At 54.8% G+C, this 18,858-nt stretch carries 18 protein-coding genes; 10 read left to right on the forward strand and 8 right to left on the reverse strand.

Features of this window, described 5'->3' with window-relative positions:
• Nucleotides 1–9: 9 nt before the first annotated feature.
• From ACUTQW_RS15165 to ACUTQW_RS15185, 5 genes are all read right to left on the reverse strand, one after another.
• Complete coding sequence (locus tag ACUTQW_RS15165; RefSeq protein ID WP_020438688.1) at nucleotides 10–738, reverse strand: substrate-binding domain-containing protein; 729 nt, start codon at nucleotides 736–738, stop codon at nucleotides 10–12.
• Nucleotides 731–1,510: an ABC transporter ATP-binding protein gene (locus ACUTQW_RS15170; RefSeq protein WP_006324234.1), complete on the reverse strand. Its 780-nt coding sequence runs from the start codon at nucleotides 1,508–1,510 to the stop codon at nucleotides 731–733. Before ACUTQW_RS15170 ends, ACUTQW_RS15165 begins: the two co-directional genes overlap by 8 nt.
• Nucleotides 1,503–2,501: a FecCD family ABC transporter permease gene (locus ACUTQW_RS15175; protein ID WP_004942022.1), complete on the reverse strand. Its 999-nt coding sequence runs from the start codon at nucleotides 2,499–2,501 to the stop codon at nucleotides 1,503–1,505. Before ACUTQW_RS15175 ends, ACUTQW_RS15170 begins: the two co-directional genes overlap by 8 nt.
• Nucleotides 2,498–3,547, reverse strand: coding sequence for an ABC transporter substrate-binding protein (locus tag ACUTQW_RS15180; protein ID WP_445654883.1), 1,050 nt, complete (start codon nucleotides 3,545–3,547; stop codon nucleotides 2,498–2,500). The genes ACUTQW_RS15175 and ACUTQW_RS15180 overlap by 4 nt, the downstream gene beginning before the upstream one ends.
• 302 nt (nucleotides 3,548–3,849) lie before the next feature.
• Nucleotides 3,850–4,773 carry a DUF7916 family protein gene (locus ACUTQW_RS15185; RefSeq protein ID WP_064798722.1) on the reverse strand — a complete coding sequence of 308 codons (924 nt, stop codon included), beginning with the start codon at nucleotides 4,771–4,773 and terminating at the stop codon, nucleotides 3,850–3,852.
• 101 nt (nucleotides 4,774–4,874) lie between these two features.
• Here ACUTQW_RS15185 and ACUTQW_RS15190 point away from each other — a divergent pair, with 101 nt between their 5' ends.
• Nucleotides 4,875–5,609, forward strand: a complete 735-nt coding sequence (locus tag ACUTQW_RS15190) for a GntR family transcriptional regulator (protein WP_006324231.1) — start codon at nucleotides 4,875–4,877, stop codon at nucleotides 5,607–5,609.
• A 39-nt stretch (nucleotides 5,610–5,648) separates the two neighbouring features.
• On the opposite strand, the gene bglX is transcribed toward ACUTQW_RS15190, so the two are convergent.
• The gene (gene bglX, locus ACUTQW_RS15195) at nucleotides 5,649–7,946 is read right to left on the reverse strand and encodes a beta-glucosidase BglX (protein WP_006324230.1); all 2,298 of its coding nucleotides are present in this window, start codon (nucleotides 7,944–7,946) and stop codon (nucleotides 5,649–5,651) included.
• 116 nt (nucleotides 7,947–8,062) lie between these two features.
• Entirely contained in the window at nucleotides 8,063–8,992 is a 930-nt protein-coding gene (locus tag ACUTQW_RS15200) for a LysR substrate-binding domain-containing protein (RefSeq protein WP_020438687.1), read from the reverse strand.
• A 268-nt stretch (nucleotides 8,993–9,260) separates the two neighbouring features.
• Here ACUTQW_RS15200 and ACUTQW_RS15205 point away from each other — a divergent pair, with 268 nt between their 5' ends.
• From ACUTQW_RS15205 to ACUTQW_RS15230, 6 genes are all read left to right on the forward strand, one after another.
• Nucleotides 9,261–10,415, forward strand: coding sequence for a pyridoxal phosphate-dependent aminotransferase (locus tag ACUTQW_RS15205; protein ID WP_020438686.1), 1,155 nt, complete (start codon nucleotides 9,261–9,263; stop codon nucleotides 10,413–10,415).
• A 42-nt stretch (nucleotides 10,416–10,457) separates the two neighbouring features.
• A complete protein-coding gene (locus ACUTQW_RS15210; RefSeq protein ID WP_006324225.1) occupies nucleotides 10,458–11,237 on the forward strand; it encodes an ABC transporter substrate-binding protein in 780 nt (259 codons plus the stop codon).
• 867 nt (nucleotides 11,238–12,104) lie between these two features.
• Complete coding sequence (locus ACUTQW_RS15215) at nucleotides 12,105–12,386, forward strand: hypothetical protein (RefSeq protein ID WP_155728972.1); 282 nt, start codon at nucleotides 12,105–12,107, stop codon at nucleotides 12,384–12,386.
• A gap of 51 nt (nucleotides 12,387–12,437) precedes the next feature.
• Nucleotides 12,438–12,707 (forward strand): hypothetical protein, encoded by a 270-nt coding sequence (locus ACUTQW_RS15220; RefSeq protein WP_071825596.1) that lies wholly within the window; start codon nucleotides 12,438–12,440, stop codon nucleotides 12,705–12,707.
• Between the two features lie 202 nt (nucleotides 12,708–12,909).
• On the forward strand, nucleotides 12,910–13,170 hold the full coding sequence (locus ACUTQW_RS15225) for a TcdA/TcdB catalytic glycosyltransferase domain-containing protein (RefSeq protein ID WP_020438684.1): 261 nt from the start codon (nucleotides 12,910–12,912) through the stop codon (nucleotides 13,168–13,170).
• A gap of 63 nt (nucleotides 13,171–13,233) precedes the next feature.
• Nucleotides 13,234–14,184, forward strand: a complete 951-nt coding sequence (locus ACUTQW_RS15230) for a TcdA/TcdB catalytic glycosyltransferase domain-containing protein (RefSeq protein ID WP_020438683.1) — start codon at nucleotides 13,234–13,236, stop codon at nucleotides 14,182–14,184.
• A 330-nt stretch (nucleotides 14,185–14,514) separates the two neighbouring features.
• Here ACUTQW_RS15230 and ddlA read toward each other — a convergent pair whose 3' ends face one another.
• Nucleotides 14,515–15,618, reverse strand: a complete 1,104-nt coding sequence (gene ddlA / locus ACUTQW_RS15235; RefSeq protein WP_006324221.1) for a D-alanine--D-alanine ligase — start codon at nucleotides 15,616–15,618, stop codon at nucleotides 14,515–14,517.
• Nucleotides 15,619–15,787: 169 nt separating this feature from the next.
• Between ddlA and ACUTQW_RS15240 the strand changes: the two genes are divergently transcribed.
• The 3 genes from ACUTQW_RS15240 to dld all read left to right on the forward strand — a co-directional run bounded on the left by ACUTQW_RS15240 (nucleotide 15,788) and on the right by dld (nucleotide 18,699).
• Complete coding sequence (locus ACUTQW_RS15240) at nucleotides 15,788–15,991, forward strand: ParD-like family protein (RefSeq protein ID WP_006324220.1); 204 nt, start codon at nucleotides 15,788–15,790, stop codon at nucleotides 15,989–15,991.
• On the forward strand, nucleotides 15,988–16,782 hold the full coding sequence (gene map, locus ACUTQW_RS15245) for a type I methionyl aminopeptidase (RefSeq protein WP_004942002.1): 795 nt from the start codon (nucleotides 15,988–15,990) through the stop codon (nucleotides 16,780–16,782). The genes ACUTQW_RS15240 and map overlap by 4 nt, the downstream gene beginning before the upstream one ends.
• A gap of 207 nt (nucleotides 16,783–16,989) precedes the next feature.
• Nucleotides 16,990–18,699, forward strand: a complete 1,710-nt coding sequence (gene dld / locus ACUTQW_RS15250) for a D-lactate dehydrogenase (protein ID WP_037432443.1) — start codon at nucleotides 16,990–16,992, stop codon at nucleotides 18,697–18,699.
• The last annotated feature ends 159 nt before the right edge of the window (nucleotides 18,700–18,858 follow it).

Here is an 18,858-nt window from a genome sequence, read left to right on the forward strand (position 1 = left end):
TGCTGCGCCTCAACTTTGTCGCACGGAAAGAAACCCCTGCTCCCGCAGTATCGCCTGCCCCTGCTCCGCCAGAATAAACTCGGCCAAGGGTTGCGCCTGCGGGGCCAACAGGCACAGGCCGTAATCGGCTTCAATCATCAGAGGCGGCGGCAATTGCCGCACCGCTAACTCGGGATAGCGCGTCAATGCGGTGCCATAGCTGGCGTAACCGAGAAAGATATCCGCCTGCCCGCTGTTAATCAGATACTCCGCCGCTAACCGATCCTGTGGAACAGGCGCCGAATCTGCACCGCCCACCAGCGCCAACGCTCTGCTTCGCAGTGCTTCTCCTTGTCCCGGCATTGCCCCTTCAAGGCGATCAAACAGCTGCTGCGCATAGTCGCCGGAAGGATCGGCCCCCGGCGTCGAAGTGGCGACTCGCCAACGCGAGTCCAGCAGTACCTCGAGTAACGACGGTTCTGTCAGCCCGGCTACGTTGCGCACCGTGGCACACAGCCGATTACCGGCGAAAGACTCCACCCGTTGCGCCAGCCGCAAGTCCACCAGGCGCTGCGGATGCGCCAGATTGGCGGAGGCAAAAATATGCGGCGATTCTCCCTTCTCGATACGCTGGCGTAGCAGCCCCGCCGGGCCGAATACCGCTTCCACCCCGCAATCGCTCTGCGCCTGAAACGCCGTCAGCAAAGGGCCAAATGCCCCCTTCAGACTGCCGGCGGCAAACAGCAAAATATTATTCATTTCGATGTTCCCTTTGGCTGCGAAAGAGCGGTACCAGCGTTTCAAACCGTCGACCGTTGACCTGCAACGCCACCCGCTCAATGGCTACATCAAACAGGGGTGACAGGCTCTCCGCCGTCAATACCCCGGCACAGGTGCCGATTCGCTGCTGCCCCGCAATCCCCAACAGCAAGGCGCGATCGGCCACCGCATGGGCATGGTTGGGTTGATGGGTAGAAAACATCACCGCCATCTGTCTCTCACGCGCCAGGCGCGAGATCAGGCTCAGCACCCGATCCTGATGGTGGAGATCTAACGCGGACGTCGGTTCATCCAGCATCAGCACCTCACAGCACATCGCCAATGCGCGGGCAATCAGCACCAATTGCCGCTGGCCACCGGACAAGCTGCCGAATTCACGATCGGCAAAACTCAGCATATCCAGCGACTGCAATGCCTCTTTTGCCAGCCGGCGATCCTGCGCCGAAGGTGAGCGAAACAGGCCCACGTAGCGTGCTCTCCCCATCAACACGATATCCAGTACCCGGTAAGCAAAGGGAGCCGTGAAATGCTGCGGCACAAAACCGATGCCGCCACGGCATTCAACGGTGCCCTGCTGCAACGGCAAGCTACCGAGCAGCAGTTGCATCAAGGTACTTTTTCCGCATCCGTTAGGGCCCAATACCGCCAGCACTTCGCCGCGCTGCAACCGTAAATTCAGTTGGTCAAACAAAGGCGCTTGGCCGGGCCAGCCAAAGCTCAGGTCATTAACCCTCAGTAAGGACTCAGCCATGCCAGCCCCTCAATTGCGCGCGACGCAACATCAAAGCAAACAGCGGCGCGCCAATCAGCGCGGTCAGTATGCCCAAAGGAATTTCGCTGCTGCTCAGGGTGCGTGCCAGATCGTCGATCAACACCATATACAGAGCGCCCAGGCACATTGAGGCAGGCAGTAAGCGACGATGATCCGGGCCGACCAGCAGCCGGGCAACATGCGGGATCACCAATCCCACCCAGCCGATGCTGCCGCTGACGGCGACCTGCGCGGCGACAATCGCGGCGCATAAGGTCAGAATCAGCCAGCGGGTGCGCTCGACGTTGATGCCCAGCGCGGCGGCGTCTTCATCTCCCAGCGATAACAGATTGATACGCCAGCGCAATGCCAACAACAGACCACCGGCCAGCAGCAACGGCAGGAACAACATCCGCAGTTTCTGAGCGTCGGCGGTGGCGAAGCTGCCCAGCAGCCAGAACACGATGCTCGGCAGTTTCTCTTCGGTATCGGCCAGATATTGCAGCAGGCTGACGCAGGCGGAGAAAAAACCGCTGAGGATCACCCCGGCCAGCACCAGGGACAAAATATTACGCCGGGCGATGGCGCTGGTAATGGCGAAAATCAGCAGCAACGCCGCCATGCCGAACACAAAGGCGGATAACAGCAGCGCCGCCAGCGGCAGGCTGAGCAAAATAGCCAAGGTGCCGCCAAATGCCGCACCGGAAGAGACGCCAATGATATGCGGGTCCACCAGCGGGTTGCGGAATACCCCCTGCAACGCGGCGCCGCACAGGGCTAACGACGCCCCGGCGCCCATCGCCAGCAGCACTCTGGGCAAGCGCACCCCAAGAATGACCTGCCGCTGCACCGCATCCGTTCCCACGTGCGGACCGGTGAATGGCTCAAACAGGATCATCAGGCTGTGAGCCGCCGGCACCTGATAGCGGCCGATGCCCAGCGACAGCAGTGCGCAAAGCAGTGTCAGCAAGATCAGCCAGCCCAGCTTCATTGCCCACTCTGGCAGCAGCTGCTGCGGTAATACTGTCGGTAGTAGGCATCTACCCGCTGTTGCAGATTAACGTCGCTGAAACGCTGCGGATAAAGCTTTTTCGCCATCCATAATTCGCCCAACGCCAGGGCTTCCGGCATCGGATACCCCCAAGCTTTGGCATATTCAGGCATCAGGTAGACACGCTGATGCTTCACCGCGTCGATAGCCTGCCACTGCGGCGAGCGGAGGATCTGTTGCACCACCTCAGGGTAACGTTCCTGAACGAAAATCACCGCAGGGTTCCACCTCAGCACATCCTCGATCGACACCTGTTTGAACCCCTGAATATCCTTCGCCGCGACGTTCAGTGCGCCGGCATGCTGCATCATCAGCCCGGTATATTTCCCCGAACCGTAGGTGGTCAAGTCCGGGTTGGCCATATAAACCCGCACCCGTTGGTCTTCCAGCAGATCGCGCAACCGGTCGGCCACCAGCGCCCGCTGCTGAAACACGTCCTGAATCAGCGCCTCGGCCTGCGGCTGGCGGCCCATCACCGTGCCAATCAGGCGAATGCCGTCCTGCAGGCCAAGGGTATAAGCCTGGTCCTCATCATTCAGCACCGGGTTCATTTTGCCTTCCTGGCTGGCCGCTTCACGGCGCAGAGATACCGCCACTACCGGAATGCCGACCCGTTCGATTTGCGCGATCATCTCCGGTGGGGCGTAATTGGCGACAAACACCACCTGCGGATGCAGGCCGAGCAGGCTTTCAATATTTACCGAGGTGAGATCGCCCGGCATCGGCATTTTCACCAAGGTGGGCGCCAGCCGCTGATAGTTGGGCCCCAGCTGTTTTTTCCAACTGCCGAGTACCCCCACCACCTGCGGCATGGCGTCGAGCTGTACCAGCAGATTCAGCGTTTGGTGTTGCAGCACCACCGCACGGGTGATGGTATCGGGCAAAGTCACCTTTCTGTTGAGCTGGTCGGTAACCTGGCGATCCGCCTGCGCGAGGGACGAGAACAGGATGAAAACAAGCAGCACGCGCGGGAAACGTTTGAACATGAGGGGTTCCGGTTAACTATCGTTATATACAAAATAATATAGCGATAGTTGTAACGAAACAATCGGCGGGTTCAAACACAGCGCGTCATCCTGTCCCGCCACTGAAGTGGAATATTTCTGCCCCTGGCCCGCCAGGGACCTCACTCACGGCTTTCCACGCACAGTCATCTGGATGAAACAATATGACGTTAGGCAAAGCAAACTGTCCGTTGCCGATGAAAAGTCGGCAACTTAGTTAGTGATTAACTTAGTAAGCTGATAAGCGAAGCGCGGCTCTGCGCAGAGCCGACGCGTTTTATCGGCTAGCGGTTAACCGAGCGAGCCATGCGGGTATAGGTGTGGCGCACGCCGCGAATCGCCACGCTGTAGGCGAAGATGTTTTCCGGCAGCGCCAGCCCCAGATAACCGGTATCGCCAATGTGGTGCAGATCGGCCCCGGCCATTTTGCTCATCAGGGCAATCTGGCGGAGGGTTTGTACGTCGGCGCCTTCCTGGGACGTCCCGATAGCCGTCATGGCCAACGCGCCCTGTTGTTGGGTAAACGCAATCAACGCCGCCACCTTTTCCTGCGACATGCCGGGAATGGTGCCCGGCGCCGGCAGCAGGACGATGTCCGCGCCGTTTTCGACAAACAGAGCGATGTCCCGCTCATTGATCAACTGGCTACCGCTTTCACGCACAATGCCGGCGCCGTGCATTTTACCGGTCACCAGCACCAGCTTGTCCCCCACGTCATCGCGAATCTGCTTCAACGCCGCGGCGATAGCCTGGTTGCTGACGCCATTATTGGGATTGCCGGTCAACACCACCATGCGGGCGCCGAGCTCATAAAGCTTGCGCGCGTTCTCTGCGGTCGCGGCGCGGCCCGCCGTCATCTGCCAAAGCTCATTGTGCGTAGAGGTGAAAGCAGGATCCACCGCTTCCAGATTGACCCCGATAACCCGCCCGGTCAGCCGCTGCAACTCGCGCAATACCTCTTGCGGCGGCACTCCGTCGGGCAAGCCTTCGATGCGCGGCCGGTTGACGTCAAACAGGTTCAGCAACAGCATATCGGCGCCCTGGCTGGCCGCCAGCTCCGCATTGGTGACGTTATTGAGCAGCGGCTGCGTCACGGCAATGCTTTCACTGACCAGGATCCGCCCTTCACTGGCGCGAATGGCGTAAAGCAAATTGTCTTTGGTGATGTTGGCAAGATCGGTGGCGGTACAGTCGAGGTATCTTTTCATCGTGCAAGCTTCCGGTTATGATCACTAAACCAATTATGTACCACTTAGTTTTCATCGGCACAAGTGGTATACTTAATGGTCATTTCGTGGGGAAGATTCGTATGGATGAAAAACTGGCCTTGCTTCAACCGGACTCGGCAGACAGCACGCCGATTTATCTGCAACTGGCAAAAAAAATAAGGGCCGCCGTGGAGTCCGGGCAGTGGCGTTCCGGCGATGCGTTGCCTTCGGAAAGAGCGCTGATGGAAGCTTTCGGCATTGCGCGGGGGACGGCTCGCCGTGCGTTTCAACACCTCGAACAGGATGGCACCATCAACCGCAATCGGGGTTCAGGCACCTTTATCGCGCCGCGCTTCGCACCCGCGTTGCCACTGCTGGAAAGTTTTACCGAGATGGTGGAGCCGCAAGGTTTCAGGGCGCAAAGCGAACTGATTGGCTTTCTGCGGCGCGGACCAACGGCAGAAGAAATGCAGGCGTTACAGTTGAGCGATGAGCAGGATGTGGTCGAACTGGTGCGCTTGCGTAAAGCCGGCGAGATCGCCATTGCCTTACAGTATTCGGTGCTTCCCGCCGCCATTTTGCCGGCGAGCGGCCTGCCTGAAGAGTCGTTGTACCACTATCTGCACTCCATCGGTCAACCCATTGTGCGTGCGACTCAGCGTTTTCGCGGCGAGATAGCCGATAAATCCGTCGCCCGCTATCTGGCGATGGAGGTGGGGGAACCGCTGCTGCTGGTGACCCGCACCGGGTTCACCCGCGAGGAAAGGCCCATCGAGTACACCCGCAGTTGGTGTTTGAATGAGTACTATGATTTTGCGCTGGAATTGAAACATTGAAAAACCCTCTCTTACCACAGCAAGAGAGGGCGATACGATTTACTGCAGCGTAAAGCTTTGCGCCTGTACGTTGTCGGAATCCAGGCCGACAAACACGTTGAACTTGCCCGGTTCCGCGCCCCATTTCAGGTTGGCGTTGTAAAACTTGAGATCCTCTTCGGTGATCGGCAGCTCCACTTGTTGTGATTGACCGGCTCGCAGCATCACCTTTTTGAAGTTGCGCAGTTCTTTCACCGGGCGGCTGACCGACGCCGTCACGTCCTGCACATACAGCTGCACCACGGTGGCGCCGTCATATTTGCCGGTATTCTTCAGCGTGACGCTGGCGGTCAGTTTGCCGTTGCGCGCCATCGTCGGGCTGGAAAGTTTGAGATCCGACAGGCTGAAGGTGGTGTAACTCAGGCCGTAACCAAAGGGATACAGCGGGCCGTTAGGCGAGTCGAAGTAACGTGACGTGTACTTGCCCGGGTTTTCCTTGCCGAACGGCCGGCCGGTATTCAGATGGTTGTAGTACATCGGGATCTGGCCGACAGAACGCGGGAAGGTCATCGGCAGCTTGCCCGACGGGTTGTAGTCGCCGAACAGCACGTCTGCCACCGCATTGCCGCCCTCGGTGCCGCTGTACCAGGTTTCCAGCATCGCATCCGCCTGCTGGCTTTCCCAGCTCAGCGCCAACGGCCGGCCATTCATCAGCACCAGCACCAGCGGTTTGCCGGTCGCCTTCAGCGCGGCGATCAGATCCCGCTGGCTTTGCGGAATGGTGATATCGGCACGGCTGGAAGCTTCGTGCGCCATGCCCTGCGCCTCACCCACGACCGCTACCACGACATCGGCCTGTCTGGCCGCCTGTACCGCTTCATCAATCATCTGCTGCGGCGGGCGGGTATCAAACACCACCGCCGGCTCATACTCGTTCAGATAGTCGATAATGCTTTTGTCCTGGGTAATGTTGGCGCCCTTGGCGTAGAGGATCTTCGCCTTGTCGCCCACCGCATGCTCCAGCCCCTGGCGCAGGGTCACCGACTGCTTGACCACGCCGGCCGCCGACCAACTGCCCATCACGTCACGCTGGCTGTCGGCCATCGGCCCAACCAGCGCAATGGTGCCTTGCTTGCTCAACGGCAGCGTCTGCTTGTCATTCTTCAGCAGCACCAGCGTTTTGCGCGCCACTACGCGCGCTTCGGCGCGGTGCAGACGGCTTTCGGCATTGGTGTCCTGCGGATCGGAACCTACCGGGCCAAGGTGGTTATACGGATCTTTGAACAGGCCCATATCATATTTGGTGTTCAACACATCGCGGCAGGCGCGATCGATATCGCTTTCCGAAACCAGCCCGTCCTTCACCAGCCCCGGCAGGTATTGGTCGTAGTATTCGTCGCTCATGCTCATGTCGACACCGGAAGTGATCGCCAGCCGCACCGCATCGCGCGCATCTTCGGCCACACCGTGCTTGATCAGCTCTTTAATCGCGCCGTGATCGCTGATGGTAATGCCGCCAAAGCCCCACTGGCTGCGCAACAGATCTTTCAGCAGCCACGGGTTGGCGGTGGCCGGGATACCGTTGATCGCGTTGAGCGATACCATCACCCCACCGCTGCCGGCGTCTACCGCTGCCTTATACGGCGGCAAATAGTCCTGATACATTTTCAGCGGGCTCATATCGACGGTGTTGTAATCGCGACCGCCTTCGGTGGCACCATACAACGCGAAGTGTTTAACGCTGGCCATCACTGAACCGGGCTGAGACGGATCGCCGTTCTGGTAAGCATCGACCATCACTTTGGCAATTTTGGACACCAGCCAGGTGTCTTCGCCGAAGCCTTCCGATACCCGACCCCAGCGCGGATCGCGGGTGATGTCGACCATCGGCGAGAAGGTCATGTTCAGGCCGTCATCGCTGGCTTCCTGCGCCGATACCCGGCCGCTGAGCGCGATGGCTTCGAGATCAAAACTGGCCGCCAGCCCCAGGCTGATCGGGAAGACGGTGCGTTGACCGTGTACCACGTCGTAGGCGAAGAACAACGGGATTTTCAGGCGGCTGAGCTGCATGGCCTGATCTTGCATCGCGCGGATATCCGGCCGGGTGACGGTGTTGAAGATAGCGCCAATCTGGCCCTTGCTGATGCCGTCGCGGATCGCTTCTTTCGGGTTGTCCGGCCCGACGCTGATTAAGCGCAACTGGCCGATTTTTTCTTCCAGCGTCATCTGTTTCATCAGGTTGGAAACGAAAGCATCACGCTGCTGGGCATTAACTCCTTGCGCCGCCCCGCTCTCCTGCGCAAAAACCGGGCTGATCGCCAGGCCGGACAGCAAACTCACCACACAAAGCCATTTCATATTGTTTTGTCTCAGGCATGTTCCCGCCGCAGCCTGCGACGGAGAGGATTAATCAAAGTGGAAAAACAGTGTGACATACTCTTTTTCACCGCAGAAATAATTTGTAATGTTAAAGGTTACAAGCTGTTAGCGGAGGCGGATAAGCCGTTCTTCAGCCGTGCGCGGCTTTGCTCCGCCTCTTCGCCCAGAAAATTGACCAGCGTGGCTAATGTCGCGGGCATCAGCGCCCGTTCAGGATAGACCAAATAGTAGGCCGCGCCGCTGACCACGCTGAGCGGGAACGGCGTAACGACGCGCTGCGCCTGGATATCCTCCTCCAGCAGGCACAGATCGCCGATGGCGATGCCAAAACCTTGCAGTGCGGCGCTCATCGCCAAATCCAGAGTATCAAAATGCTGCGCCTTGCCGGAAGGCAGCGTCTCCAGCCCTGCCGCCTTCAACCACAGCAGCCAGTCGCGGCGATCGCGCGTGGGGTGCAGCAGGGTTTTCTCCGCTAGATCGGCCGGGGTTGGCGGGCGGGCCAAATCGGGAAGATAAGACGGCGTGCAGACCGGCGTGAGGATTTCATCGAACAGGTGATGCACCGCCAGCTTTTTACCCTGCGGCTGGCCGAACACCACCGCAGCATCGAAGTGCTCTGCGCTGAAATCCAACCCGTGCGATACCGAGGCGGTCAGTTCGATATGCATTTCCGGGCGTTCGTTTTGCAACCGGATAATGCGCGGCAACACCCAGCGCATGGCGCAGGTCGGGCACTTGATGCGTAACGTGCCCGGCTGCGCCCCAATCCGCGCCAGCGCCTCGCCCAGTTGCCCCAGCGCCTGCTGCACCGGCGCCAACAACATGGCGCCCTGCGGGGTCAACGCCAGCCCGCGCGCCCGGCGGCTGAACAGCGGATAGCCCAAATGCTGCTCCAGCCCGAGGATCTGACGGCTGACCGCGCCTTGCGTCAGGTGCAGAGTCTGGGCGGCATGAGTGAAATTAAGGCGCTGAGCCACCACCACAAAAGTTTTCAAAACGTCGAGCGACGGCAGAGATGTCTGCATAGCGGGTTCCTTAATCTCGCCAATTAATAATCACGGGCATATCCCCTAAATAATTGGAGTTGCATCCAGGCGGCAAGCGAGGGAATCCCGATGAGCTTACTCAGGTAAGTGATTCGGGTGAGTGAACGCAGCCAACACAGATGCAGCTTCAAGTATGACAGGGATAGCCATGACTTTAACTCATGGCTAGTATGACAAACATTCCCTTGTCCGCCTACCGTCACTGATGCTTAATCAAGCAATACTTCCCTCTCTCCAGGAGCCAATCATGCAGAGCGCCTGCTCACAACGCTCGAAGTTGCCGGATGTCGGCACCACTATTTTCACCGTAATCGGCCAGCTCAGCGCTGAACATCAGGCACTGAATCTGTCGCAGGGCGCACCGAACTTCGCCTGTCAGCCGCAACTGGTCGACGCGGTGGCGCAAGCCATGCGCGCAGGTCATAACCAGTACGCGCCGATGAGTGGCGTGGCCGCATTACGCGCTGCGCTGGCAGATAAAGTTGAACGATTGTATGGCACGCGTTATGACGCCGACGAAGAAATCACGGTCATCGCCAGTGCCAGCGAAGGATTGTATTCCGCTATCAGCGCGCTGGTGCACCCGGGCGACGAGGTGATTTATTTCGAACCGGCGTTCGACAGCTACGCGCCGATTGTCCGCCTGCAAGGTGCCACGCCGGTAGCCATCAAGCTGTCGCTGCAGGACTTGCACATTGACTGGGACGAGGTCGCCGCCGCCATCACCGGCAAAACGCGGATGATCATCGTCAACAGCCCGCACAACCCGACCGGCAGCGTGTTCGGCGAGCATGACATTGAGCGCCTGACCGCCCTGACGCGCAATACCGATATCGTTATCCTGTCCGACGAGGTTTACGAGCACGTGGTATTCGACGGCGATATTCACCACAGCATGGCGCGCCACCCGCAATTGGCCGAACGCAGCGTGATTGTGTCGTCGTTTGGCAAAACCTATCACGTCACCGGCTGGCGCGTCGGTTACTGCATGGCGCCGGCGGCGCTGATGGATGAGATCCGCAAGGTGCACCAATTCATGGTGTTCTCCGCCGATACGCCGATGCAATATGCCTTCGCCGAAGCGCTGGGCAATCCGCAAAGCTATCTGGGGCTGGCGGATTTCTATCAGCAGAAACGCGATTTGCTGGCCGGCGCTTTGCAAGATTCGCGCTTTGAATTATTACCCAGCCGTGGCAGTTTCTTTATGCTGGCCCGCTTTAGCGGTTTCAGCAGCGAAAGCGACAACGATTTTGCGGTGCGTTTAATCCGTGAAGCGAAAGTCGCGACTATCCCGCTGTCGGCGTTTTACAGCGACGGCACCAACACCGGCATCATCCGGCTGAGTTTTTCAAAAGATAACGAAACCCTGCTGGAAGGCGCACGCCGTCTGTGTCAGGTGTAATGCATTCACTTTTGGTTTGACCATGGGAAAAAGGCACTGACTATGAAATCACTGAAAACGCTGATCGCTGTGGGCTGCCTGCTGGCCGCCGGTTCCTCTCTGGCGGCGGAAAACACGCTGCGCTTCGGCCTGGAAGCGCTGTATCCGCCGTTCGAATCCAAATCCGCCGACGGCAAGCTGGAAGGCTTCGATATCGATCTGGGCAACGCGGTCTGCGCCGCCGCCCAGTTGAAATGCAGTTGGGTCGAGACTTCGTTCGACAGCCTGATCCCGGCGTTGAAAGCACGCAAGTTTGACGCCATCAACTCGGCGATGAACGTCACCGACCAGCGCCGCCAGGCGATTGACTTCACCGACTCTATCTATCAGGTGCCCAACCGCCTGATCGCCAAAGCCGACAGCGGCCTGCTGCCGGACGCCAAGTCGCTGGCGGGCAAACACGTCGGCGTACTGCAGGGGTCGATTCAGGAAACCTACGCCAAGGCCCACTGGGCGCCGCAGGGCGTAGACGTCGTCTCCTATCAGGATCAGAACCAGGCGTACCTTGACCTGACCGCCGGCCGCCTCGACGCCACGCTGGTGATGGCGCCGTCAGGGCAAAGCGGCTTCCTGGCGCATCCGGACGGCAAAGGCTTCGCTTTCGTCGGCGATGCGGTCAGCGATGACAAGATCCTCGGCGAAGGCATCGCCTTCGGCCTGCGCAAAGGGGATGACGCGTTGAAGAAAAAGCTGAACGACGCGATCGTAAAAGTGAAGCAGCAAGGTACCGTGACCGCACTGGCGAAGAAGTATTTTGGCGATATCGACGTGACGGTGAAATAAGCTGCCCGCCCCCGGCCATTGACAATAATGACCGGATGCCGGGGATTGCACTGCCGGCTATAAAATGGCTCCTTCGCAAGCGGGAGCCATTTTTAGTTTGCAAAGCCGATGCTTTCAGCCTACCACGCGGCTTGCTCATTCAAGTCCATGGAACTGATTTATTATTAGCTACGCTGAAGCTGACTTGGAATTTTTATTGCAGACGATAAGTGCCAATGAAGTTATCGCTCCAAGATACCCCCCGCCCAAGTAACAGAGTTATTTATAAGAAGGAATTTCAAGAACGTCTATATATTTTTAATCCGCGAAATATTTCACCCTTCTTTCATTGAAGGACTTAAATTAATCATCTGTAAAATTAATAATTGACAATCAAGTGATTATTTTAGGAAGTGCTAATAATTGATTGTCACGAGAGTATAAAGACTTTGATACTTACAGATGACGTAGAACTGCATCAGCATCATGCCCAGACCGGGCGATTAACGACAGCAAGTAACCTGGTGGAGGCGTTCAAACACGGGAATGAATGGCACAGGTTCAGGGGACTGCGTTATCGTTCGCTACAGTAATGCCTGTGGTATCGAAGCAGTAATGGGTTAAATGATGAAAAAGCACATTGAAATATAGGGGGAAATCCAGATACTCAGTAACAGGTTATTTAATACGGAACTATAAGTCTTACCTGTAATAGAACATCTCCTCTCTGGTTTTAATTGTTTTATTTGGAATGGTTATTTATATTTATTTTTGTGACTATTATCGCATTTCAATTAAATTCACCATTGCCTGCATCTTGTACGCGAGTAGTATTGGATCTGAACGATTGCAATCATGCATAATATTATAAGTTCAAGGAGAACATCCATGAAAGAAATTTTAAGCAGTCAATATGATAGAATATCTGGCGGATGGCAGGACAGAGATGGCAGTGGGAAAAGGTCATCAGATAACGGAGGCTTTGGCTCTTCAAATAGAGGCGGCAATAACGGCGCCCATCGAGGAAGTCAGTCATTTTTATCACAAAATAGTCCGTATGGCAGTGGTGCTGGCGCAAATGGGATCTGGGGGAATGCCAATTCTATGGCTTCTGGAAATGGCTATGGTGGAAATGGTACTGGGCCGAGAGAATCTGGTACCAAACGTTAATTAACTGATAAAATCACAGATGTAAAACCCTGTGATTTTATGGGAAATACCATGCGTAAATATGTTGTCTTTATAAAAAGTGATGATTCAAAGGTAATCCAAAAAGAATCAGTAACACATTCACTCATTAAGGATATGAAAAAAAAAGGTTTCAGGAAGCACCATGTCGAAGTAGATGCTGAAAATGAAAGAGAAGCCATTGATAAATTAAATAAAAATAGCGAAGATTATTTAAATTCATTACGTGAATTCTCTGGGGATATATTTATCTGTTCAGTCTGCGTTATTATTGTATTTTTATTCTGTATTTTTAGGCAATAACCAGTGATTGATACTCGACAAATGACATTAATCTACAATATTTTCATTTCAAATGATTTTGCAATGTTTATCATATTGTTTTGATAAAATATCAAAACATCATACTTTAAATTTATATTGATAAAATAATTTATTATCAATACAACCAATTAAAAAATTAAATTTAAACCACACAACTCTCAATTAACAGGCGGATATTTAAATGAAGTACAAATTATCGGAAATAAACACATCCCGGGATAATAAAATACCGGTTCCAGATATCATTCACTTTGTATTGGTTGGTGATACAAATCAGGCCAACATCGAATATGTAGATATATGGAAAAGAACAAACAAAGACAAGAAAATATATTTCTGGTGTGACAAAAACTCTTCGCAAAGCAATTCACTTCACGACTCCATACGAGACTATGTCCTTTGCAATGAATTTGAAAATAAAAAAACGCTGAAATACGCATAAAAACCATGCTTTTAACTACATATTTCCAAAATTAAAATTAGGTTTTTTTTTGATGAATTAGTTGTGGGGTTTTTATCTGAAAACAATATCCCTTATCATGGGTTAACTACATCAACTTTGCCCCCACGACTTAAAGACAAAGGTATTACAATCAGGGATATTACAGATATTTTTAGTTTCAAGTTCGCTAATTTTATGAAGTATTATTATTACGAGATTATTTTAAGAGGTAATCTTGCCAGTGCCTGTGACATAGTCAGACTCCTGATTATCTATCAGCATGGCGGGGTTTATATGGACATGGACACGCTTCCATATACTGACAATATCTTCAAGAGATTAAATCGATTTATAGAAAAAGAAAAAATTGTGGAGGATGAATTTCTGCTTTTGTTTAAAACAAAGTGTATTTTAAAGAAACTTTCTCTCTTTAATAATTCAGATAACAAATATTACAATCATCATAATTATGAAATCGGAATAGATAAGAGTAAATATAAAAAAATACAGGAACTTGCAGAATTAGATATTGCAGATTTCTCCTTGATGGACGTATTCCCTCTTGGGAAAATGTATGTACATAAAAATCTATTATCCCTCGGATCTCTTAGAAGATTAAAAGGCATTTATTTTAATAACTTTATTGTTTCTCACTCCGATTCAAAAGCCATAAGGATAATTCTTCGCACCATGAAGAAAAGATATAAATTTTTAGAACAAAACAACTGCATCTTTGATTATTACAAAGATAATAAAAAAACCGGCTATCTGACCAGAATTCTAACATGGCGGACTGAGCTAATGACAAAAGACTATTGCGTGACTTCTGTTTTATCAGGACCTGGTTTAATCATTGAAGTTTTATTAGGATTGGCTTATGAACTCCTTGAGTTTGACCATTCAACTGAACCATCCTCTGTTGCAGAGCTCATGCAAAATGATCAGTATGGGATAGCATTATTTCAACATAATTTAGACACTCCGGACGGCGTTTATTCCTCATGGCGAAAATAGCGTTAATAATAAATTCAAGAGAGATTATTTGAGCAAGTATAGGCAGGGAATTTTCGTCTGCACAATAGAGCGTATTCTTCTCACCTCAGTTAATTAATCATTCAGGGGAGCTGATAGTGTTTCATCAGGAAGCGATCGATAACCATAAAATTAAATGGCACGGCCGAGCGCTCCTCCTCTCCGGAATTCCCTTTTGGATTTTGGCGGGATTATGTCTCTTTTTTATTACACCCTTCCCGACCTTTGTCATTTCCGCCACCCTACACTAGCGGGCTGGAACTCCCTAGAACCAGCCCTATCTTCTGCCTAATGCAGTAACCTTACCCGATATTACCGATCGAACACCGAGCTGTTCAGCGCGCGATCTTGCTGATGGCGCTCCAGCGCCAGCTCGATCAACCGGGTAATCAGCTCGCTGTAGCTAACGCCGCTGGCGGCCCACAGTTTGGGGTACATGCTGATATTGGTAAAACCCGGCAGCGTGTTGATTTCGTTAATCACCACGTTGTTGTCCGGCGTCAGGAACACGTCAACGCGCGCCAGGCCAAAGCATTCCAGCGCCCGGAACGCTTTTAGCGCCACGTCGCGGATCTTGTCGCTGACTTCCGGCGCGATCTCCGCCGGCACCACTACCTTCGCGCCCTGCTCATTGATGTATTTGGTGTCGTAGGAGTAGAAAGCATCGCTCAGCACGATTTCACCGCACAGGCTGGCCTGCGGCTCGTCATTGCCCAACACCGCGCACTCAATCTCACGGCCGACAATCGCCGACTCCACCAGCACCTTGTGATCGAAGCTGAACGCCAGCGCCAGCGCGGCGTCAAAGCCGGCCCGATCCTGCACCTTGCTGACGCCCACCGAAGAGCCCTGGTTAGCCGGTTTGATAAACAACGGCAGGCCCAGACGCTCGCTAAGCTGATCGAAACCGTATTTGCCGCGGTTGGTGCGCGTCAGGGTGACAAAGGGGGCCACCGCCAGCCCGGCATCGCGCAGCAGGCGTTTGGTGACGTCTTTGTCCATGCTCACCGCCGAGCCCAACACACCGGCGCCGACGAACGGCATATTGGCCATCCGCAACAACCCTTGCAGTGAACCGTCTTCGCCCAGCGTGCCATGCACGATCGGGAATACCACGTCGAGCTGGCCCAGTGCGCCGGCGCTGCTCGCCTCAATCAGCTGTTGTTTCTCCTGACCGGGGATCAGCGCCACATTTTTATTTGAGCGGTTCAGCGCGATCAGCGCCGGGTTTTCCGCATTCAGCAGGTAATTGGAGGCATCGTTAACGTGCCATTGCCCCTGCTTGTCGATCCCCAGCAACGTGACGTCAAACTTCTCTTTGTCGATAGCGTCCACAATGTTTTTTGCCGACTGCAACGACACTTCATGCTCAGCCGATTTACCGCCAAAGATCACCCCAACCCGTAATTTAGTCACGCCCTGAATCCTTCTGAAAAATCATGCAAAAAAAGTCGTTTATCACAATAAACGCATTGTCCGACGGCGGCAATCGTTGTCGCCAGGAAACTTCTTATGCCACGGAATGTACAATCCCCACCATCCAAACCATATACACTTCGTATATTATTCCTTTAAGGAGCAGCCTATGGGCATTGTGAAAATTTCAGACGCGCTGCATGACGATCTGCGCCTCGCCAGCCTGACGATGACGCGTTCGATCAACGCGCAGGCGGAATACTGGATCAAGATCGGCATGCTGGCGGAGTTCCATCCAGAACTGACCTACCCTCAACTGGTAAAAAAAATGATGAAAGATAATGCGCTGACGCTGAAGGAGATTGTCGGGTGAAACAGATTGTGATCAAAACGCCGGAAGAAATCGCCAAAATGCGTCACTCTGGCGCACTGCTGGCCAAGGTGTTTGCTATGCTCGATGGGGTGATTGGCGAAGGCATGTCGACCATGGAAATTAACGACCGCGCCGAAGCCTTTATCGTCGATGAGCTGAAATCGCGCCCGGCCAGTAAAGGCCAGTACGATTTCCCTTACGTGCTCAATACCTCAATCGACGACGTGATCTGCCACGGCATTCCTTCGGCCAGCAAAATCCTGCGTTCCGGCATGATCGTTAACGTCGACATTACGCTGGAAAACGGCGGTTACATTGCCGACTCCAGCAAAATGTACTGCATCGGCCAGACAACGCCATTGGCCAAACGGCTGGTGAACAACGTATATGAGTCCTTGTGGCAAGGCATCCGCGCGGTGAAGCCGGGTGCGACGCTGGGGGATATCGGCCATGCCATTCAACAGCATGCGGAACAGGCCGGTTACAGCATAGTGCGTGAATACTGCGGCCACGGCATCGGCCGCGACATGCACGAGGAACCGGCGGTGATGCACTTCGGCCTGCCGGGCACCGGCATGGCGTTGCAAGAAGGCATGGTATTTACCATCGAACCCATGATTAACCAGGGCGACCACCGCATTAAACAGAAGAAAGACGGCTGGACGGTGGTGACCCGCGACAAAAAGCTGTCCGCTCAATGGGAGCACACCGTGGCGGTCACCGCCGACGGCGTGGAAATTCTGACGCTGCGTGACGAAGAGCGCCAGGCCGGGTACGCGGAACGTTATTAAGCTACCAGGCCAGTAAGTTACCAAGGTATTAAGCCAGCAGGCTACTCAATTAATTTACCCTCTGGATTTCAAACGGCTGTAACGGTAAGAACCACAGGCCATGTAGGAGCGCTGCATGCGGCGCCCACGTGAATCGGGACAACTCTCTTCGTCCCCGGGGAACCGTGCCGCCGTTTGAAAGACGATCGGTATGACAGGGAGATCGGCATGACGCAGTCAGGTAATCAGGCATTTCTCGCTCAGCTCAAAGACATCGTCGGCGGCCCGCAGCTGTTGACCGGCGAACGCAGCACAGAACGTTATCGCAAAGGGTTCCGCTCCGGCGAAGGCAAAGCGCTGGCGGTGGTGTTCCCTACCCGCCTGTTGCAGCTGTGGCGGATATTGGAGGCCTGCGTGGCCGCCGACAAAATCGTCATTATGCAGGCGGCGAACACCGGGCTGACCGAAGGTTCGACGCCCAGCGGCAACGATTATGACCGCGATATCGTCATCGTCAGCACCCTGCGGATCGATCACGTGCAGGTACTGGACAACGGCAAACAAGTGGTTGGCTTCCCCGGCAGCACCCTCAATCAGCTGGAAAAATTGCTGAAACCCTACGGCCGCGAACCGCATTCGGTGATCGGATCTTCCTGCATCGGCGCTTCGGTGATTGGCGGCGTGTGCAATAACTCCGGCGGTTCGCTGGTGAAACGCGGCCCGGCCTATACCGAAATGGCGCTGTACGCCCAGTTGGGTGAAGACGGCCAACTGCGGCTGGTGAACCATTTGGGGATTAAACTCGGCGACACGCCGGAAGAGATCCTCACCCGGCTGGAGAAAGGCGACTACCGGCCGGAGGACGTCGAGCACGGCGAACTGCGCGCCTCCGACAACGAATACGCCAGCCGGGTGCGCGACGTCGATGCCGATACCCCGTCCCGCTTCAATGCGGATAAACGCCGCCTGTACGAAGCCTCCGGCTGCGCCGGCAAGCTGGCGGTGTTTGCGGTGCGCCTGGATACCTTTGAGAAAGAAGACAAAGAGCAGGTCTTTTATATCGGCACCAACGACACCGCCGTGTTGACCGAGCTGCGTCGCCATATGCTCGGCAAATTCGACAATCTGCCGGTGGCCGGCGAATACATGCACCGCGATATTTTCGATATCGCCGAAGTGTACGGCAAAGACACTTTTATGATGATCGACAAGCTCGGCACCGATCAAATGCCGCGTTTCTTCACTCTGAAAGGCCGCGTGGATGCCAGCTTCAACAAACTGCCGCTGCTGCCGCACAACCTGACCGACCGGCTGATGCAGGGCCTGAGCCACCTGGCCCCCAGCCATTTGCCGAAGCGGATGAAAGAATACCGCGAACGCTTTGAACATCATCTGCTGCTGAAAATGGCCGGCCCCGGCGTCGACGAAGCGCAACGGTATCTGAGCCAATACTTTGCCCAGGCCAACGGCGCGTTTTTCGCCTGCACCGCAGACGAAGGCAAAAAGGCCTTCCTGCACCGTTTCGCCGCCGCCGGCGCTGCGGTGCGCTACCATGCGGTACATGCCGACAAGGTAGAGGATATTCTGGCGCTGGATATTGCGCTGCGCCGCAACGATACCGAGTGGTTTGAAACCCTGCCGCCGGAAATCGACAGCCAACTGGTGCACAAACTCTATTACGGCCACTTTATGTGCCACGTATTCCACCAGGATTACGTGGTGAAAAAAGGCGTCGACAGCCACGCGCTGAAAGAGCAAATGCTGGCGATCCTCGACCGACGCGGCGCGGAGTACCCGGCCGAGCATAACGTCGGCCATCTGTACCACGCCAAGCCCGATCTGCAGGCCTTCTACCAATCCGCCGATCCGACCAACAGCTTTAACCCCGGTCTCGGCAAGACCAGCAAGCTGAAAAACTGGGCCGGCAATACCCGGTAACATTTCCGCTTTCGGCCCGCGCCCCCGGCATACGGGGGCAAAGCCGAAGATCCCTCTGCGCCTTCGGCCCCTCTCTCCCCTCTCGTCTAGACTTAAAGACCGGTGCAGCCGCTTTTGCTGCGCCGTTCAAGGCGTATGTCATGCGTCACCATCCGCGAC

It is taken from the genome of Serratia sp. TSA_7 (assembly GCF_052692135.1).

What these genes read in the sequence shown, in the direction of transcription:
- ACUTQW_RS15170 (WP_006324234.1), bottom strand. Translation starts at nt 1,510, where the DNA reads ATGGCTGAGTCCTTACTGAGGGTTAATGACCTGAGCTTTGGCTGGCCC.
- ACUTQW_RS15200 (WP_020438687.1), bottom strand. Translation starts at nt 8,992, where the DNA reads ATGCAGACATCTCTGCCGTCGCTCGACGTTTTGAAAACTTTTGTGGTG.
- ACUTQW_RS15215 (WP_155728972.1), top strand. Translation starts at nt 12,105, where the DNA reads ATGAAAGAAATTTTAAGCAGTCAATATGATAGAATATCTGGCGGATGG.
- ACUTQW_RS15240 (WP_006324220.1), top strand. Translation starts at nt 15,788, where the DNA reads ATGGGCATTGTGAAAATTTCAGACGCGCTGCATGACGATCTGCGCCTC.
- bglX (WP_006324230.1), bottom strand. Translation starts at nt 7,946, where the DNA reads ATGAAATGGCTTTGTGTGGTGAGTTTGCTGTCCGGCCTGGCGATCAGC.
- ACUTQW_RS15180 (WP_445654883.1), bottom strand. Translation starts at nt 3,547, where the DNA reads ATGTTCAAACGTTTCCCGCGCGTGCTGCTTGTTTTCATCCTGTTCTCG.
- ACUTQW_RS15220 (WP_071825596.1), top strand. Translation starts at nt 12,438, where the DNA reads ATGCGTAAATATGTTGTCTTTATAAAAAGTGATGATTCAAAGGTAATC.
- ACUTQW_RS15165 (WP_020438688.1), bottom strand. Translation starts at nt 738, where the DNA reads ATGAATAATATTTTGCTGTTTGCCGCCGGCAGTCTGAAGGGGGCATTT.
- ACUTQW_RS15185 (WP_064798722.1), bottom strand. Translation starts at nt 4,773, where the DNA reads ATGAAAAGATACCTCGACTGTACCGCCACCGATCTTGCCAACATCACC.
- dld (WP_037432443.1), top strand. Translation starts at nt 16,990, where the DNA reads ATGACGCAGTCAGGTAATCAGGCATTTCTCGCTCAGCTCAAAGACATC.
- ACUTQW_RS15175 (WP_004942022.1), bottom strand. Translation starts at nt 2,501, where the DNA reads ATGAAGCTGGGCTGGCTGATCTTGCTGACACTGCTTTGCGCACTGCTG.
- ACUTQW_RS15210 (WP_006324225.1), top strand. Translation starts at nt 10,458, where the DNA reads ATGAAATCACTGAAAACGCTGATCGCTGTGGGCTGCCTGCTGGCCGCC.
- ACUTQW_RS15205 (WP_020438686.1), top strand. Translation starts at nt 9,261, where the DNA reads ATGCAGAGCGCCTGCTCACAACGCTCGAAGTTGCCGGATGTCGGCACC.
- ACUTQW_RS15225 (WP_020438684.1), top strand. Translation starts at nt 12,910, where the DNA reads ATGAAGTACAAATTATCGGAAATAAACACATCCCGGGATAATAAAATA.
- ACUTQW_RS15190 (WP_006324231.1), top strand. Translation starts at nt 4,875, where the DNA reads ATGGATGAAAAACTGGCCTTGCTTCAACCGGACTCGGCAGACAGCACG.